The organism is Streptomyces sp. NBC_00377 (assembly GCF_036075115.1).
Taxonomy (GTDB): Bacteria; Actinomycetota; Actinomycetes; order Streptomycetales; family Streptomycetaceae; genus Streptomyces.
In genome coordinates this window covers 2,716,498-2,733,837 of sequence record NZ_CP107958.1, presented here as the reverse complement: position 1 = coordinate 2,733,837, position 17,340 = coordinate 2,716,498, and the positions used below count along the sequence as shown (strand labels likewise).

General features: G+C 74.5%; 9 protein-coding genes and 1 pseudogene. 6 read left to right on the top strand and 4 right to left on the bottom strand.

The genetic code is table 11. The features are described 5' to 3' along the window. Window positions 1-71: 71 nt before the first annotated feature. The 6 genes from infB (at window position 72) to OHS71_RS12185 (ending at window position 10,696) form a co-directional block, all read left to right on the top strand. Window positions 72-3,212: a translation initiation factor IF-2 gene (gene infB / locus OHS71_RS12210; RefSeq protein ID WP_328479412.1), complete on the top strand. Its 3,141-nt coding sequence runs from the start codon at window positions 72-74 to the stop codon at window positions 3,210-3,212. A 261-nt stretch (window positions 3,213-3,473) separates the two neighbouring features. Then, on the top strand, window positions 3,474-3,767 hold the full coding sequence (locus OHS71_RS12205) for a DUF503 domain-containing protein (RefSeq protein ID WP_328484484.1): 294 nt from the start codon (window positions 3,474-3,476) through the stop codon (window positions 3,765-3,767). A gap of 50 nt (window positions 3,768-3,817) precedes the next feature. Further along, window positions 3,818-4,267 carry a 30S ribosome-binding factor RbfA gene (gene rbfA / locus OHS71_RS12200; protein WP_328479411.1) on the top strand — a complete coding sequence of 150 codons (450 nt, stop codon included), beginning with the start codon at window positions 3,818-3,820 and terminating at the stop codon, window positions 4,265-4,267. After that, complete coding sequence (truB, locus tag OHS71_RS12195; protein WP_328479410.1) at window positions 4,267-5,175, top strand: tRNA pseudouridine(55) synthase TruB; 909 nt, start codon at window positions 4,267-4,269, stop codon at window positions 5,173-5,175. The genes rbfA and truB overlap by 1 nt, the downstream gene beginning before the upstream one ends. A 291-nt stretch (window positions 5,176-5,466) precedes the next feature. Continuing rightward, complete coding sequence (locus OHS71_RS12190; protein WP_328479409.1) at window positions 5,467-9,597, top strand: trypsin-like peptidase domain-containing protein; 4,131 nt, start codon at window positions 5,467-5,469, stop codon at window positions 9,595-9,597. A gap of 154 nt (window positions 9,598-9,751) precedes the next feature. Further along, a complete protein-coding gene (locus tag OHS71_RS12185; protein ID WP_328479408.1) occupies window positions 9,752-10,696 on the top strand; it encodes a bifunctional riboflavin kinase/FAD synthetase in 945 nt (314 codons plus the stop codon). Window positions 10,697-10,771: 75 nt separating this feature from the next. Here OHS71_RS12185 and OHS71_RS12180 read toward each other — a convergent pair whose 3' ends face one another. The 4 genes and pseudogenes from OHS71_RS12180 to eccE all read right to left on the bottom strand — a co-directional run bounded on the left by OHS71_RS12180 (window position 10,772) and on the right by eccE (window position 17,170). Next, entirely contained in the window at window positions 10,772-13,858 is a 3,087-nt protein-coding gene (locus OHS71_RS12180; RefSeq protein WP_443047163.1) for an AAA family ATPase, read from the bottom strand. A 687-nt stretch (window positions 13,859-14,545) separates the two neighbouring features. Beyond that, window positions 14,546-14,674, bottom strand: a pseudogene (locus OHS71_RS41330) (SCO5717 family growth-regulating ATPase); the annotation flags it as partial. A 328-nt stretch (window positions 14,675-15,002) separates the two neighbouring features. Next, the gene (locus OHS71_RS12175) at window positions 15,003-15,848 is read right to left on the bottom strand and encodes a hypothetical protein (protein WP_443046916.1); all 846 of its coding nucleotides are present in this window, start codon (window positions 15,846-15,848) and stop codon (window positions 15,003-15,005) included. Further along, a complete protein-coding gene (eccE, locus tag OHS71_RS12170) occupies window positions 15,845-17,170 on the bottom strand; it encodes a type VII secretion protein EccE (protein ID WP_328479406.1) in 1,326 nt (441 codons plus the stop codon). The genes OHS71_RS12175 and eccE overlap by 4 nt, the downstream gene beginning before the upstream one ends. Window positions 17,171-17,340 lie beyond the last annotated feature (170 nt).

Here is a 17,340-nt window from a genome sequence, read left to right as displayed (position 1 = left end):
CGATGAGCACGCGATGAGTACGCCCATGAAGTAGCGACGGTCCGGACACACCCGGACCTAAAAGGAGCGAAGTGGCTAAGGTCCGGGTATACGAACTCGCCAAGGAGTTCGGGGTGGAGAGCAAGGCCGTCATGGCCAAGCTCCAGGAACTCGGTGAATTCGTCCGTTCGGCGTCTTCGACCATCGAAGCGCCCGTTGTCCGCAAACTGACTGACGCCTTCCAGGGCGGCGGCAAGCCCGCCCCGCGCAAGGCAGCCCCCAGGCCCGGCGCGCCGTCCCCGGCGCAGGGTGCCCGTCCGGGCCCGGCCGCCCCGCGGCCGGCCGCCCCCAGGCCTCCCGCGGCGCAGACGCCCGCGGCTCCGGCGGCCCCCGCGGCTCCGGCCGCCTCGTCGGCCCCCGCGCCGGCGGCTTCCGGCCCGCGTCCGACGCCGGGTCCCAAGCCCGCGCCGCGTCCCGCCCCGGCCGCCCCGGAGTTCACCGCTCCGCCGGCCGCGCCGGCTGCCCCGGCGGCTCCGGCCCAGTCCTCCGGCCCGCGTCCGGCCTCCCAGGGACCGCGCCCCGGCGCGCCCCGTCCCGGTGGTCGTCCCGCGCCCGGTCAGGGCCAGGACCGCGGCGACCGCGGTGACCGCGGTGACCGCGGTCAGGGCCAGCGTCCGGCCGCCGCGCAGGGCCAGCGCCCCGGTGGCGCCGGCGCCCCCCGTCCGGGCGGTGCCCGTCCGTCGGGTCCGCGTCCGGGCAACAACCCCTTCACGTCCGGCGGCAACGCCGGCATGGCGCGCCCGCAGGCGCCCCGTCCGCAGGGCGCGCCCCGGCCGGCCGGCGGCCCCGGCGGCGCTCCCGGCGCAGGTCCCCGTCCGCAGGGCCCCGGTGGCCAGGGCGGCGGTCCTCGTCCGCAGTCTCCGGGCGGCGCCCGTCCGTCTCCGGGCGGTATGCCCCGTCCGCAGGGCGCAGGCCCCGGCGGCCCGCGTCCCGGCGGCGGTCCTCGTCCGAACCCGGGCATGATGCCGCAGCGTCCCGCTGCCGGCCCGCGTCCCGGCGGTGGCCCCGGTGGCCGCGGTCCGGGTGGCGGCGGCGGTGCCGGTCGTCCCGGCGGCGGCGGTCGTCCCGGTGGCGGCGGCTTCGCAGGTCGTCCGGCCGGTCCCGGTGGCGGTGCACGTCCGGGTGGCGGCGGCGGTTTCGCCGGTCGTCCCGGCGGCGGCGGCCCCGGCGGCGGTGGCGGCTTCGGTGGCGGCGGTGGCCGTCCCGGATTCGGCGGTCGTCCCGGCGGTCCCGGTGGCCGTGGTGGCACGCAGGGCGCCTTCGGCCGTCCCGGCGGTCCCGCGCGTCGTGGTCGCAAGTCGAAGCGGCAGAGGCGCCAGGAGTACGAGGCCATGCAGGCCCCGTCGGTCGGCGGCGTGATGCTGCCTCGCGGCAACGGCGAGACCATTCGCCTGTCGCGCGGTGCGTCCCTCACCGACTTCGCCGAGAAGATCAACGCCAACCCGGCGTCGCTCGTCGCGGTCATGATGAACCTCGGCGAGATGGTCACGGCCACGCAGTCCGTCTCCGACGAGACGCTGCACCTCCTCGCCGGCGAGATGAACTACCAGGTTCAGATCGTCAGCCCCGAGGAGGAGGACCGCGAGCTGCTCGAGTCCTTCGACATCGAGTTCGGCGAGGACGAGGGCGACGACGAGGACCTGGTGGTCCGTCCGCCGGTCGTCACCGTCATGGGTCACGTCGACCACGGTAAGACCCGACTGCTCGACGCCATCCGCAAGACGAACGTCATCGCGGGCGAGGCCGGCGGCATCACCCAGCACATCGGTGCCTACCAGGTCGCGACCGAGGTCAACGAAGAAGAGCGCAAGATCACCTTCATCGACACCCCGGGTCACGAGGCGTTCACCGCCATGCGTGCCCGTGGTGCGAAGTCGACCGACATCGCGATCCTGGTCGTCGCGGCCAACGACGGCGTCATGCCGCAGACGGTCGAGGCGCTCAACCACGCCAAGGCGGCCGAGGTCCCGATCGTCGTCGCGGTCAACAAGATCGACGTCGAGGGTGCCGACCCGACCAAGGTGCGCGGTCAGCTGACCGAGTTCGGTCTGGTGGCCGAGGAGTACGGCGGCGACACCATGTTCGTCGACATCTCCGCCAAGCAGGGTCTGAACATCGACTCGCTGCTGGAGGCCGTGATCCTCACGGCCGACGCCTCGCTCGACCTGCGGGCCAACCCGAGCCAGGACGCGCAGGGCATCTCGATCGAGTCCCGTCTCGACCGCGGCCGCGGTGCCGTGGCGACGGTCCTCGTCCAGCGAGGCACGCTGCGGGTCGGCGACACGATGGTCGTGGGCGACGCCTACGGTCGTGTGCGCGCCATGCTCGACGACAACGGCAACAACGTCGCCGAGGCCGGCCCGTCGACGCCGGTCCAGGTCCTGGGCCTGACCAACGTCCCGGGTGCGGGCGACAACTTCCTCGTCGTCGACGAGGACCGCACCGCCCGCCAGATCGCCGAGAAGCGTGCCGCCCGCGAGCGGAACGCCGCCTTCGCCAAGCGGACGCGCAGGTTCTCCCTGGAGAACCTGGACGCCGCCCTGAAGGCCGGCGAGGTCCAGCAGCTGAACCTGATCATCAAGGGTGACGCTTCCGGTTCGGTGGAGGCCCTCGAGTCCTCCCTGCTCCAGCTGGACGTCGGCGAAGAGGTCGACATCCGCGTCCTGCACCGCGGCGTCGGTGCGGTCACGGAGTCGGACATCGACCTGGCCATGGGCTCGGACGCCATCGTCATCGGCTTCAACGTCCGCGCGGCGGGCCGCGCGGCGCAGATGGCCGAGCGTGAGGGTGTCGACGTCCGGTACTACTCGGTCATCTACCAGGCGATCGAGGAGATCGAGGCGGCCCTGAAGGGCATGCTGAAGCCGGAGTACGAGGAGGTCGAGCTCGGCACGGCGGAGATCCGCGAGATCTTCAAGTCGTCCAAGCTGGGCAACATCGCCGGTGTCCTGGTCCGCTCGGGCGAGGTCAAGCGCAACACCAAGGCGCGCCTCCTGCGCGACGGCAAGGTCATCGCCGAGAACCTCAACATCGAGGGCCTGCGCCGCTTCAAGGACGACGTCACCGAGATCCGCGAAGGCTACGAGGGCGGTATCAACCTCGGAAACTTCAACGACATCAAGATCGACGACGTCATCGCGACGTACGAGATGCGGGAGAAGCCGCGGGTGTAAGCCCACGGTTCGTGCCGGCCGGCGGGACATGGTCCCGTCGGCCGGCACGTCGTCCCGGGGGCTTGCGCCCCCGGACTCCCGTTCCGGCCCCGACGGCCTCGTCCAGGGGCCCGACGGGCTCGACCCGTCCGACCCGCGTCGGTCGGCCCGGCGGGCAAAACCCCGTCGAGCCGCCGACCGGATCGTTGTACCGTTCCTGATGTCCCTGTCCCATGGATGGCAGGGCCGTCGATCCCGTACCGGCGGGTGAACCGGTTACACATGTACGTGGGGACTCTGTCCTTCGACCTCCTCCTCGGCGACGTACATTCGCTGAAGGAGAAGCGCTCCGTCGTCCGTCCGATCGTCGCCGAGCTCCAGCGCAAGTACGCGGTGAGCGCGGCCGAGGTGGACAACCAGAACCTTCACCGCAGGGCCGTGATCGGCCTCGCGGTGGTCTCCGGTGACGCGGAGCATCTGACCGATGTACTGGACCGGTGCGAACGGCTGGTCGCCGGGCGCCCCGAAGTGGAGCTGCTGTCGGTCAGACGCCGCTTCCACGGCGAAGACGACTGACCGACCGACCACGAAACGCAAGAGAAGAAGAAAGAACGGGAGACGGACCAGTGGCCGACAACGCGCGCGCCAAGAGGCTGGCGGACCTCATCCAGCAGGTGGTGGCCCAGAAGCTGCAGCGCGGGATCAAGGACCCGCGGCTCGGCTCCCACGTCACCATCACGGACACCCGGGTCACGGGTGACCTCAGGGAGGCCACGGTCTTCTACACCGTGTACGGGGACGACGAGGAGCGGGCGGCCGCGGCCGCCGGCCTGGAGAGCGCCAAGGGCGTCCTGCGCTCCGAGGTGGGCCGCGCGGCCGGTGTGAAGTTCACGCCGACGCTGGCCTTCGTCGCCGACGCCCTGCCGGACACCGCCCGCACCATCGACGACCTCCTCGACAAGGCGCGGGCCGCCGACGAGAAGGTCCGCGAGGTGTCCGCGGGCGCCGGCTACGCGGGCGAGGCCGACCCGTACAGGAAGCCCGGTGACGAGGACGAGACGGACGACTCCGCCTGATGAACCGCAAGCCGACCCCGCCCGACGGCCTTGTCATCGTCGACAAGCCGTCGGGCTTCACTTCGCACGACGTCGTGGCCAAGATGCGGGGGATCGCGGGGACCCGCCGCGTCGGCCACGCCGGCACGCTCGACCCGATGGCGACGGGCGTCCTCGTCCTCGGCATCGAGAAGGCGACGAAGCTCCTCGGGCACCTCGCGCTCACCGAGAAGGAGTACCTGGGCACGATCCGGCTCGGCCAGACGACCCTGACCGACGACGCGGAGGGCGAGATCACGGGGTCCACGGACGCCTCGAAGGTCACCCGGGACGCGATCGACGCGGGCATCGCCGAGCTGAGCGGCGCCATCATGCAGGTGCCGTCCAAGGTCAGCGCCATCAAGATCAACGGCGTCCGCTCCTACAAGCGGGCCCGTGACGGCGAGGACTTCGAGATCCCGGCCCGCCCGGTCACCGTCTCGTCCTTCTCGGTGTACGACGTCCGTGACGCCGTCGCCGAGGACGGCACCCCGGTCCTGGACCTGGTCGTGTCCGTCGTCTGCTCCTCCGGCACCTACATCCGGGCCCTCGCCCGCGACCTGGGCGCCGGTCTGGGTGTCGGCGGCCACCTCACCGCCCTGCGCCGCACCCGCGTCGGCCCCTACAAACTGGACTCGGCGAGGACGCTCGACCAGCTCCAGCAGGAGCTGAGCGTGATGCCGATCGCCGAGGCGGCCACCGCCGCGTTCCCCCGCTGGAACGTGGACGCGAAACGGGCCCAGCTGCTCACCAACGGTGTGCGCCTGGAGATGCCCGACGCGTACGCGGGCGCGGGCGCCGTGGCCGTCTTCGACCCCGAGGACCGCTTCCTGGCCCTGGTCGAGGAGCAGAAGGGCAAGGCCAAGAGCCTCGCCGTCTTCGGCGGCTGAACGGCTCGAGGAGTCTCTTCCGGTGCCCGTGGCGTGTTCCGCCACGGGCATTCGAGGTGCCCGTGGAGCGGCGTACACGGGGTTCTGCTGCGTCGCCGCTCCACGGTCCCCCCTCGGTTCCCCCACCCCTAGGGTGTATCCAACGGCCCCCGTTCATTCACCCGTCCGGGCAGGCGCTCGGAGTGAACCGAGGGAGCGCAGGGGGGCGCGTTCGGGCCGTGATCTGTCCCGCTGATCATCCCGCCCCTACCGTCGGACCCAGGGCACGCGGGCGCGGCGGGAGGTACGGAGATGGTGGCACGAGGCCCGCGGACATCCCCGCGGGACTTCCTGCCGGGCGCGACCCGGCCGGCCCCGGCGGATCCGCCCGATTCCCCGGCGTCGCCGGAATCCCCCGACATCCCGGACACCTTTGCCGTCGTTCCTGACGCCGAGGCATGTCTCGTCCGTGTCCGCGACCTCGCCGGCCGGCTCCGCGGCACCGGCTTCGTCGCCGACCACCACGGCACCGTGATCACCAGCCACGAGGCGGTCGACGGCCTGACCCGGCTCGTCCTGTACGCCGCGGGCGACCGCAGCTGTGCGGTGACCGCCGACGCGGTCACCCCCCTCCCGGAACTCGACCTGGCCCTGGTGCGCACCGAGGGCCTCGGGGTGGACCCGCTGCCGGTGACCGTGCGGGAGGGCGTCGAGACCGGCACCTACGTCCGGCTGGCCGCCGGATGCTGGCGCGAGGCGCGGGTACTGGCCGAGACGTCCGTGACCTACACGGCCCCGGACCGCTTCCACCTCCTGGACGACGCCCTGGAACTCGCGATCGGCACCTCGGGCCGGGACGCGCTGCGGCTCGGCGGGGGCGCGGCCGGGGGGCCGGTCCTCGACGCCGGGACGGGCGCCGTCGTCGCGGTCCTCGGCACGGCGCTGCGGTCCGGCCACCGCGACGTCGGTTTCGCGGTGCCCCTGCGCCCCCGCGGCCCGGTCGCCGACGACATCCCGGAGACCGGTGACCGGACGAACCGGCCGCCGGGCCTTCTCACGGGCGGCGACGAACGTCGCGACGAAACGATGACACCGCCGCCCGCCGGAGCGAGGCGGGCGCTGACGGCCGCGGGTGCGGGACAGGCGCTGACGGGGGCGGGTGCGGGTGCAGAAGCCGGTCCGGGTGCGGGTGCTGGTGCGGGCGGCGATGCGGGTGGTGCGGCGGGGAGGGACACCGGCGCGCGGATGGCAGGGTCCGGAGCGAGCGCGTCGACCGGGGCGTGGGGGCCAGGGCCCGGGGCGGGAGTGGCCAGGTGCGGGGCGGCCGGGGCGCAGGCTCCGGCCGGCGGTCCGCTCGCCGAGCTGCTCGCCCGTAACGCGGCCACCGTGCCCGCATACGGCGCCGACCTCAACCTGGCGGGCGTGCTGGAACTGACGGCGACTTCGGTCGCTTCGGACGGCCCGCCCGGAGCGCTGGGCGGCCATCTCGGCCACACCGGGACCGACTTCCCCGCCACCAGGGTCGAACCGGTCGAACGCGTCGGACCGGCAAGGGAGTTCGACGCCTTCCTCACGGGCCCGGCGGCCGTGCTCGGCCTCGTCGGTGCTCCGGGCAGCGGCCGTACGACGGCCATCGCCGTCCTGGCCGCCCGCCGCGCCCGGGCCGCGGAGCCGGCCCCCACACTGTGGCTGCGCGGTGCCGATCTGAGGGACGGGGACGAATCACTCGCCGACGCGGCCCGCCGCGCGCTGAACCGCGCGGCCCGCATCGTGACGACACCGGGCTCGGTCCGGGACCCGGGCTCGGGCTCGGCAGGGGCGGCGGCAGTCGAGTCGGGTGCGGTGCCGGGAGCGGTGCCGGGTTCGTCCTGGGCATCCGGTCCGGCCTCGGGTGCGGGCCGGCCGCCCGGCACGGGTGCGGCGTCGCGGTCCGGCACGGCGTGGGCGGCGGCAACGGCGTCGCCTTCGGGGTCGGCTCCCGGGTGGGCGTCGGCGTCCGCCCCGGGCGGGCCTTCCGGAGCCTGCGGCCCGGGTGACGTCGGTCCCGAGCGGCTGGCCCGCCTCGCGGGCGCCGCCGGACGCCCCCTGCTGCTCCTCCTCGACGGGCCGGAGGAGATGCCCCCGATCCTCGCGCACCGCCTCGCCGAGTGGACCGAGGGCACGGCCGACTGGTTGCGGGAGACCGGGACGCGGCTGGTGGTGGCCTGCCGCGCGGAGTACTGGGAACGGGCGGGCGCGGAGTTCCCGCCCGAGCTGCTGCACGGGGTCGCGGCAGCCGGGGACACGCTCCCGCCCTGTGTCCGGCTCGGCGATCTCACCGCCGACGAGGCGCGCGAGGCCCGCGCCCGCTACTCCCTGCCGGAGGCCGTCCTCGCCGCCCCCGACGACCGGCACCCCCTCACCCTCCGCCTGCTCTCCGAGATCCGCGCCGCCCTCCCCGGCCCATGGGAACAGGCGCCGGTCGACCGGGACGACGTCCTCTCCGCCTACCTCGACCTGATGTGCCTGCGCGTCGCCGTGCGCCTCGCCGCCGGCACCGGGCTGCGCGGCACCGCCGTACGACGCCTCGCCGCGAAGGTCTCCGGTCAGGTGCACGAAGCCGCCCGCCGCAGTCTCGGGCCGGGACAGGGCGAACTGGACCGGGCGTCGTTCGAGGCGGTGTTCCCCTGGGGTCCCGCGCCCGCTCGGCTCGGTGGCGGCACCGGCTGGGCGTCCGCCGTCCTCACCGAGGGCCTCCTCGTGCCCGCGGGACGTGGCTACCGCTTCGCCCACGAGGAACTCGCCGACTGGATCCAGGGCATCCACCTCGACCTGGACGAGGCGCTGCGCGCCCTGGTCCACCGCCGCCGCACTCCCGACGGAGGGCGCCGTCCGCCCGTGCCGCACCATCGGGTGGGCCCCGTCGTGCAGGCCATGCTGCTCCTCGCCCGCCATCAGGGACCTCATCAACTCGCCTTGCGACTCCGTGAGTTGATTCACGCTCTGGATGCCGATCCGGACTCGTGGTGGGCTGCCCGGCTGCTCACCGAGACCCTGTCACGGGTCCCGGACGCGACGCCGTACACGGGTGTCCTGCGTCTGCTGGCGGACCTGATCGGCGCGGGGGCCCGGACACACGGCCGGTTCGTGGACTTCGACCCCGCGTTCTGGGCGGAGCTCGCCCTCGCACCCGACGCCCGTCTCGATCTCCTGCGCCGGCTGGTGGTCGCCGACGGCGCCCCGCGCGACGCGGACGGGCCCCGCTACCTGGACGCCGTCGGCCGGCTGCTCACCGTGGACGCCCCCGCCGTACAGGCGCACCTCGTCCACTGGTTCGGCGACGAACGGCCGCTGCCGGCGACCCCGCACGCCACCGTGGCGACGGCTGCGCAGGCGCTGCTGCACACCCACCGGCACCGGGCGCTGGACGACCTCACGGAGGTGCTGGCCGACTGTGCGCATCCCCGCGCCGACGAGCTGCTCGGCGTGCTGGCGGAGGAGGAGCCGTCCGCGCTGTGCCGGGCCGTCGACCGGTGGTCGCACGACGAGCGGCCCGCCCGCCGGGCCGCGGCGGTGACGTACGGACTGCGCACCGCCCCGCACATCCACATGGAGGCCGACCGCCGCCTGTTGCGCCACGCGGCCCTGGCCCTGCTCGCCCGCCCCGCCGACCACACCCTGCACGGAGGCGCCCTCGCGCTTCTCGTCCGGGACCCCGAGACCCGTTCCCGGCACCTCCCGCAGGCACTCGAGCGGTTCACGGCCGGCGATCCGCACCTGCCGCCGGACGCCCTGCTCACCGCCCTGAACACCCACTCCGAGCTGGTGCTGGACGCCGTCCGGTCCCGTCTGTGCGGCCCCGGCCGCGCGGACACCGGCGCTCTCCTGCGCGCGCTCGCCGACGTCACGACGCCGGCCCTGGCCCCCCAGGTCGCCGCCCTGGTCCGGGAGACCGTGGAGCGGCGGCCGGAGACCGCCGGGCACGTGGCCGACCACGTCGACCGCCGCCTCGACCAGGGCCCCGCCGCCCGGGCCGTCCTCCAGCCGCTGATCACGGGAATGCTGGACGGCGGCGGGCCCGAGCAGGTGCGGGCCGCCCTGGCGGGCGTCCTGGCCGCCGTCGGCACCCCGCAGTCCCGGCCCCTGCGGCGCGAACTCCTCGAGCACCTCCTCACCCATGAGAGCGACCCGGCGGTCCTGGACGCCGTGCTGCACGCGGCCGCCGGACACAGCGGCGACGAGCTGCGCGCCCTCGTCCACCGCACCGGCCTGCTCCTCGTCCGCACCCCCGACGGCGCGACCCGTTTCGACCGCGGCCTGGTCGACCTGGCGCGGCACGTCCCGGGTTTCGCCGCGCGGGTGGTGGCCTGGCTCACGGACGCGCCGGGCGAGTGGGCGGCGGTGGTCGGGCCGAGCGCCCGCCGGACGATCGAGAACCTGGCGGGCACACGGGTGCCCGCATGACCCGTCGCTCGCGTGGCCGGCTCGCGTGGCCCGGCTCACGTGGGCCGGGTCACAGCCTCCATGCCGATGCGGGCCGGAAGCACCCGGCATGGCACCCTTAGTCCTGCGTAAGAGGCAATGACAGATACGGACACGGGTTCGAGGAGCGGTCACAGTGCAGCGCTGGCGTGGCTTGGAGGACATCCCCGAGGGCTGGGGACGCAGCGTCGTCACCATCGGTTCCTACGACGGGGTCCACCGCGGGCACCAGCTGATCATCCGGCATGCCGTGGACCGCGCCCGCGAACTGGGCGTTCCCGCCGTCGTCGTCACCTTCGACCCGCACCCCAGCGAGGTCGTCCGCCCCGGCAGCCACCCCCCGCTGCTCGCCCCGCACCACCGCCGCGCCGAGCTGATGGCGGAGCTGGGCGTCGACGCCTCGCTGATCCTTCCCTTCACCACGGAGTTCTCGAAGCTGTCCCCGGCGGACTTCGTGGTCAAGGTCCTGGTCGACAAGCTGCATGCCAAGGCGGTCGTCGAGGGCCCGAACTTCCGCTTCGGCCACAAGGCGGCGGGCGACGTCGCATTCCTGACCGAGCAGGGCAAGGTCTACGACTTCGACGTCGAGGTCGTCGACCTGGTGCTGTGCGGTGAGGCGGGCGGCGGTCAGCCGTTCTCCTCGACGCTGACCCGGCGGCTGGTCGCCGAGGGCGATCTCGCGGGCGCAGGCGAGATCCTCGGCCGCCCGCACCGGGTGGAGGGGGTCGTGGTGCGCGGGGCGCAGCGGGGGCGCGAACTGGGCTTCCCGACCGCCAACGTCGAGACGCTGCCCCACACCGCGATCCCGGCGGACGGCGTCTACGCGGGCTGGCTGCACGCGGACGGCGAGGCGATGCCGGCCGCGATCTCCGTCGGCACCAACCCCCAGTTCGACGGCACCGAGCGCACGGTGGAGGCGTACGCCATCGACCGTGTCGGACTCGACCTCTACGGACTGCACGTCGCCGTGGACTTCCTCGCCTTCGTGCGCGGACAGGCGAAGTTCGAGTCGCTGGAAGGGTTGCTGGACCAGATGGCGGAGGATGTACAGCGCTGCCGGGAGCTGACGGCGGCGCGGTAACCGCTCCGCGGCGCGAGCCGGTCGACGGCCGAAGGGCGGCCGGTGTCCCAGGACACCGGCCGCCCTTCGCCGTTCTCACTGCTGCGGGGGCTGCCCCGGCCGGCCCGGCTGAGGGGCCTGCGGCTGTTGCGGGTAGCCGTAGCCGGGCGGGGGATACCCCGGCTGCGGCTGCTGCGGCTCGGGCTGCGCCTGGGGGTACGGCTCCTGACCGGGCTGCGGCTGCTGCGGGTACGGCTGCCCCGGCTGCTGGGGGTAGGGGCCCTGTTGGGGGTACGGATGACCCGGGTCGGGCTGCCCCGCCTGCGGGTACGGCTGCTGCCCCGCCTGCGGGTACGGCTGCTGGCCCGGCATCTGTTGCCCCGGCATCTGCTGGCCCGGCATGGGCGGGGCGGCCACCGGAGGCGGGTTGCCGTCGCTGGTCCACAGCCCCTGGCGCTGCTGGTGGCGGATGAAGTCCTCGGCGACCAGCGCCGTGAGGTTGAAGTACGCCTCCCGGACCTTGGGCCGCATCATGTCGAGGTCGACCTCGGCGCCGGCCGCCAGGTGCTCGTCGAACGGCACGACGACGACACCGCGGCAGCGGGTCTCGAAGTGGGACACGATGTCGTCCACCTTGATCATCTTGCCGGTCTCGCGCACCCCGGAGATGACGGTGAGGGAGCGCGAGACCAACTCCGCGTACCCGTGCGCGGACAGCCAGTCCAGCGTCGTACTGGCGCTGCTCGCACCGTCCACGGACGGTGTCGAGATGATGATGAGCTGATCGGCGAGGTCGAGCACACCACGCATGGCGCTGTAGAGCAGCCCGGTACCGGAGTCGGTGAGGATGATCGGGTACTGGTTGCCGAGCACCTCTATCGCACGCCGGTAGTCCTCGTCGTTGAAGGTCGTGGACACGGCAGGGTCGACGTCGTTGGCGATGATCTCCAGGCCGGACGGCGCCTGCGAGGTGAACCGCCGGATGTCCATGTACGAGTTGAGGTACGGGATCGCCTGGACGAGGTCACGGATCGTCGCCCCGGTCTCGCGCCGCACCCGGCGGCCGAGCGTACCGGCGTCCGGGTTGGCGTCGATCGCCAGGATCTTGTCCTGGCGTTCGGTGGCGAGGGTGGAGCCGAGCGCGGTGGTGGTCGTGGTCTTGCCGACGCCGCCCTTGAGGCTGATCACGGCGATCCGGTAGCAGGACAGCACCGGCGTGCGGATCAGCTCCAGCTTGCGCTGTCGCTCGGCCTCCTCCTTCTTGCCGCCGAGCTTGAAGCGGGAGGAGGCGGCGGCCGGCCGGCCGCTCTTGGCCTTCTGCCTCTTGTTGTTCAGCAGCCGGTCGGAGGACAGCTCCACGGCGGCGGTGTAACCCAGCGGCGCGGCACCGGGGTTGACCGGCTGCCGCTGGTCGTGCTGGATCGGCTGCGGCCAGGCGGCCCCGGCCCGGGGGTCGACCGGCTGCTGGGGCGGTTGCGGTGCGTGCGGCTGCTGCGCCTGCAAGGCGTCGGGCGCCGGCGGCTGAGGAGTCTGCGGTGCGTGCGGGGCCTGCGGCGCGGGCGGCTGGGGGAACTGGCCGGGGAAGCCCTGCGGCGCGCCTTGCGGCACCCCCTGCGGGAGTCCCTGGGGCGCGGCTGCCGGGGGCTGCCCGTCCGTCTGCTGCGGGATTCCCGGCTGCGGGAAACCGGGGTGCGCCTGCGGCGGCGATGGCTGGGGCGCCTGTGGCTGCGGTGCCTGGGGGTAGGGCTGGGGGAAGCCGTATCCGTCGCCGGGGATGCCGGGGGCGGGCGGCTGCGGTGCCGGAGCAGCGGGCTGTGGGTGGGGGTTGGGGGCGGCGGGGGGTGCCGTGGGACCGGTGTTCTGCTGGGGGAAGCCGTAGCCGGTGGGGGCTGCGGGCGCGTCGGTGGGCGGGGGGAAGCCGTAGCCGCCCGGGGTGCCGGGGACGGAGGGCTGGGGCGCCGGGGGCGCCGCCTCCGCCGTGGTGTGGGCGGCCGGAGGCGCCGGTGCCTGGGTGGGCTGGGGGAAGCCGTATCCGTCGCGGGGGATGCCGGGGGCGGGCGGCTGCGGTGCCGGAGCAGCGGGCTGTGGGTGGGGGTTGGGCGCGGCGGGGGGTGCCGTGGGGCCGGTGTTCTGCTGGGGGAAGCCGTAGCCGGTGGGGGCTGCGGGCGCGTCGGTGGGCGGGGGGAAGCCGTAGCCGCCCGGGGTGCCGGGCGCTGGCGGGGCGGGCTGCGCCTGGGGGGCAGGGGCTTGAGCGGCACCGGGGGGCGGGAAGCCGTAGCCCGGCTGCTGTGGGGCAGGGGGTTGCTGGGCCGCCGGGGCGGGAGCGGGGGGCTGCGGGAAGCCGTAGCCCGGCTGCGGTGCGGCCGGGGCCGGCTCCTGGGCCGGCGGGTTCCAGCCGACCGGCGCGGGCGGGGCTGCCTGCGGCTGAACGGGCGGCTGGAGCGGCGGCTGCGGGAACGGCGGCTGTTGGGCAGGCACGGGCGCCCCGACGTCGGTCGGCTGCGGCTGCGCCGGCCACTGCGCCGCCGGTGCGGGCGCCGCCGGCTGGTACGACGGCGGCAGCGGAGGCAGCTCGCTGTGCGGGGCGGGCGGAGGAGTCCAGGCGGTCGGCGCGGCGGGAACGGAGCCCTGGGGCGCGCCGGCCGGCGCGTTCTGAGGCCCTTCGGGCCCGTCCTGGGGCTCGGAGGCGCCCGTGGGGACCGCGTCCGAGGGCTGCTCGGCGGTGGAGACGTGCGGGGGGACCGCATCCTCGTCGACGGCGGCGCCGTCCGGTGCGGGACCCGTCACGGCCTCGGCGTCCTGAATCGTCGGCTCGTCCTCGGAAACGGTCTCGTCGGACTGCGTCCCGGCGCCGGAGGGCTCGGGTGCGGTGGCGCTCTCACCGTCTGCGTGAGTCGTACCGTCGGCTGCGGCCTGGGGCTCGGCGATCCTGGCCGCAGCCTCGTTTCCGTTCCCCACACCGGCGTTGCCCGCTTCAGCAGCGGTGTCCGCGGTGTCCGCAGTGACTGCGGTGTCTGAGGTGCCCACGGTGCTCGCTGCACCGGCATCCTCGGGCGGCACGGAGCCCGTCGAGGTGGAGTCGGCGGCCTCGGCGTCCGGCTGCGCAGGGTGCTCGGGCTCGGCCCGTACGGCCGCGGCGTTCTCCGCGATCTCCCGCTTGAGGGCGGCCGCGGAGAAACGCATGGTGGCGCCGCTCTCCAGGTCCCCGTTCCCGGAACCGCCCTCTTCGGCACCCGCGGAAGCCGCGGAGGCTCCCCACTGCGCCTCGGCCTGCTGGTGGTGTGGCTGCGGTTGGGACTGCGGCTCGAACCCGCTGCCCACCGGAAGGCCGGGTACGGCGACCGGTGCCGAGCCGGGAGGCGCGGGCGGAACAGCGGGAGCAGGCGGAGCCGGGGGAGTGGAAGGCACCGCCGGAGTGACCGGCCCCTCCGGTGCGGCCAGCGTGAACGCCTCGTCGGAGGCGGAAGGCGCGGCCGGCGCGGGCGCTGCGGCCGACGTGAACGGAACCCCCGGCGGCGGGGCGGGCACAGGCGAGGCAACCGGAGCGCCCGGCACCTCCGGTGCGGGCGATGCGGGGGCGGGAGCGAACCCCACCTCTCCGCCAGGTGCACCAGGTGCACCAGGTGCAGCTGGGGCGAACGGCGCGTCCGGCGTGGGTGGCACAGCGGGGATGAACGGAGCTTCGGGCAGGGGCGGTGCACCCGGGGTGAACGGTGCCTCGGGAGCCGGGGTCGGAGCCGGTGCGGGCGGTGCCGGTGGCGTGGCCGGCGCGAAGGGTGCGCCGGGCGTGGCCGGCGCACCGGTGTTCGCCCCGTGGCCCGTGTCTGCGTTTCCTTCCGGCGCCGTGGCCGAACCGCCGCCGGTGTTCTGCGTGTACCAAGCCGGCGGCGCGTAGTCGATGGTGAACTCGCCCGTCGCGTCGACTGCGGACTCCGCGTCGGGCTGGTCATCGCCGGGTGTGGCCCAGCCCCCGCGGATGCCGTCCCGATCGCTGCTCACAATTCCTCCTGGTGTGGTCGAGCACCCTCATGCCGTGCCTGGGCGACCGTTCGCTTGTCGTCCTGAGTGGTTCGAGGCCGTCTGACGTCGTCCGAAGCGGCCCTCCCCGGGAGACGCCGACGTCCACCCCACGGTTTCCGGCATCGCGCCCCGTACCAGCCTAATCACCAGACGGCGCGCCACGGCAGGCCCGCCCACCCCTCAGCACCAGTCCACCACGTCACGCACCCCCCGGGGGGGCGCGTGCGTGCTTCGGGTCACTCGGCAAAACGGCCATAGCGGCCGAAGTGCCGCACAGGTAAAGGAAAAACCCGCCGAAGCCGCCGTCTCAGTCCATCCGTCTCGGGTTGCCCAGCAACCCGGTCTCCGCATCCGTGGGCTGGGTCATCACATACTGCCGGTCCCGGTCGGTGCACCACAGGGTGAAGCCGTCGGCCAGGGTCGGGAGGGCCTCCACGTCCCGCCCGGGCAGGGCCAGCGCCCGTCCCAGTTCCGCGGATTCGTCCGGCGAGATCCGCTGCACGCCGACCAGCCGGGCCTGCCGGACCAGTCGGGGGGCGACCGGACTCAGATAGGGCAGCAGCGTCAGCACGGATTGCCAGGGGCCCGAGGTGACCCGGCCGCGCGGTGGGCGCATCCCGCAGTCCCGCACCACCAACACCGGTGTACCCGCCGAGGCGCCCTGCGGGGGCACCCGCCCGACCTCGTACACCGCCAGGCCGTTCTGCCCGCCGCCCATCGCGTGCACCATCTGCTCCCAGGCCTGCGGCCGGCCCGTCTCCACGGCCACCCGGGCCCCGGTCGCCGCCGTCCTGAGCGCGAGGACCTGCGCGGTCCACAGACCGCCGATGAGGACGACGTCGTACGGCGTGGGGCGGTTGATCCCCAGCACGGCGGGGCGGCCCTCGGCGCCGACGCCGATGACGACACCGTCGTCCCCGATGGGCAGCGCGAGCGCCGCCAGTTGGTCCGCGGACACCGAGTGCCGTGCGTGCCGCGGCCCGATCAGGCCGAAGCCACTGCGCGGCGAGCGGCGTCCGGACCTCCCGAACCTCCCTACCCTTCCGAACCCTGCGGACCTTCCCGAGTCGCCAGGACCGCCGGGGCCGCCGGGGCCGCCGTACCGCTCCGGTTCACCGGAAGCGGCGGCTCCACCCGTCGTCGTCACCGTCACCGGGCACCTCCGAGCGGCAGCGTCGCGAGCATGCCGGGCACCTGCTCCCGGTCGAGACGGGCGAGCCCCGCGCCGGTGTGCCGGGCCGCGCCCTGCACCGCCCGCCGGGCCGCCACGAGTTCCTCGTCGCTGCGCCCCGTCACGCGCACGTGCCCGGACAGGAGCACCTCCTGCCGGTCCCCGCGCGCGAGCGTGACGCTGAACGTGGTCGCGAGCGCGGGCACGGCCGTGACCAGGGCGACGAACTGCGGGAGCGACGGGCCGCCGCCGCCCAGCGCGGGCCAGCGGCGCATCCAGTACGTGGTGTGCCGACGGTTGTCGCAGCGCCAGCTCCGGCCGGACTCCTCGGTCCGCCGCTCCACCGCCCCGGTCCGGCCGGCCTCCGCCGTCACCAGCGGGTTGGCGCAGGCGGACGTGGCGAAGGCCGTCGTCAGCTCCTCCTCGTCGAGGACGGTCGCCCGGAATCCGGCACCGGTCAGGCGGCTCGCGAGGTGGTCGACCGCCCGCACGACGCACTTCTGCGCCCCCACCAGACCGCCTCCGCGAACGGCCACCGCCTCCGGACACAGCTCCGGATCCAGCTTCAGCGCGATCCACGTGATCCGCACCGCGGGCGCTCCGGTCTGCTCCTGGAGCGGCCCGTAGTTCGCCACGGCCACCGACTGCCGGGGCAGGTGCAATGCGGGCGCGGGCTGGGTGTGCAGCACGATCTGCGCGGACTCGAGGCGGATGCCGTCCACCTCGAGGGCGTCCCGCACCAGGGCGAGCGGCAAGGGCTGCCGGCCGCGCTCGGCCCGCATCGCGGTCGCGTCCGCCTCCACCTGAAGGACGGCGGTGACGAACGTGCCGTCCCCGACGATCCCGACGGGCCGCCGGTCACGCCCGCCGTACGCGTACGTGCGCAGGCCGGGATCGCACTCCACGACCGGTCCGAACCCCGGTTCCGTCCCGGGCGGTATCTCCAGCCGGCCGGCCAGCCGCCGACGGGTCCTCAACTCCCGTACCGTGGCCAGCCACCGGGGAAGCGAGCGGCCGCGACGGCGAACGAACGCGAGGGCCACCAGCAGGGCGGCGACGACCGCCGCCGCCACGAGCACCATCGGACCGACGACCCAGCCGACCAGCAGGACGGCGGCCGCGATCTCCAGCAGGACGAGGCGTTGCAACCGGAATGTCCCGCCCCGGCCGGCACGCGTCCTGAGGTGGAGCGTGCCCGCCGACGGCTCCGAAGCGGCCCGTTCCGGTGGCCTGGTCCCCGGGGTCGAGGGACCGCGGCTCCGCGATCGGCCGACCGAGCGCGCACCCGTACCCGAAGCCCTCACCGCGTCCCCCCGTTCCGTTCACGAACCGCCCGTGTTCCGGCACCGCACGGGCCACTCGACGGCCCAGGAACCCTACCCGCTCCTCAAGTCCCCACGGATACCGGGCATAGTAGGTGGCCGCTCTGACATCGGAGACGGGGAGTCGGGCCGCCCGTGCAGAGGATCGCGCG

What these genes read in the sequence shown, in the direction of transcription:
- OHS71_RS12205 (WP_328484484.1), top strand. Translation starts at nt 3,474, where the DNA reads ATGTACGTGGGGACTCTGTCCTTCGACCTCCTCCTCGGCGACGTACAT.
- truB (WP_328479410.1), top strand. Translation starts at nt 4,267, where the DNA reads ATGAACCGCAAGCCGACCCCGCCCGACGGCCTTGTCATCGTCGACAAG.
- OHS71_RS12190 (WP_328479409.1), top strand. Translation starts at nt 5,467, where the DNA reads ATGGTGGCACGAGGCCCGCGGACATCCCCGCGGGACTTCCTGCCGGGC.
- OHS71_RS12180 (WP_443047163.1), bottom strand. Translation starts at nt 13,858, where the DNA reads ATGCGTTTCTCCGCGGCCGCCCTCAAGCGGGAGATCGCGGAGAACGCC.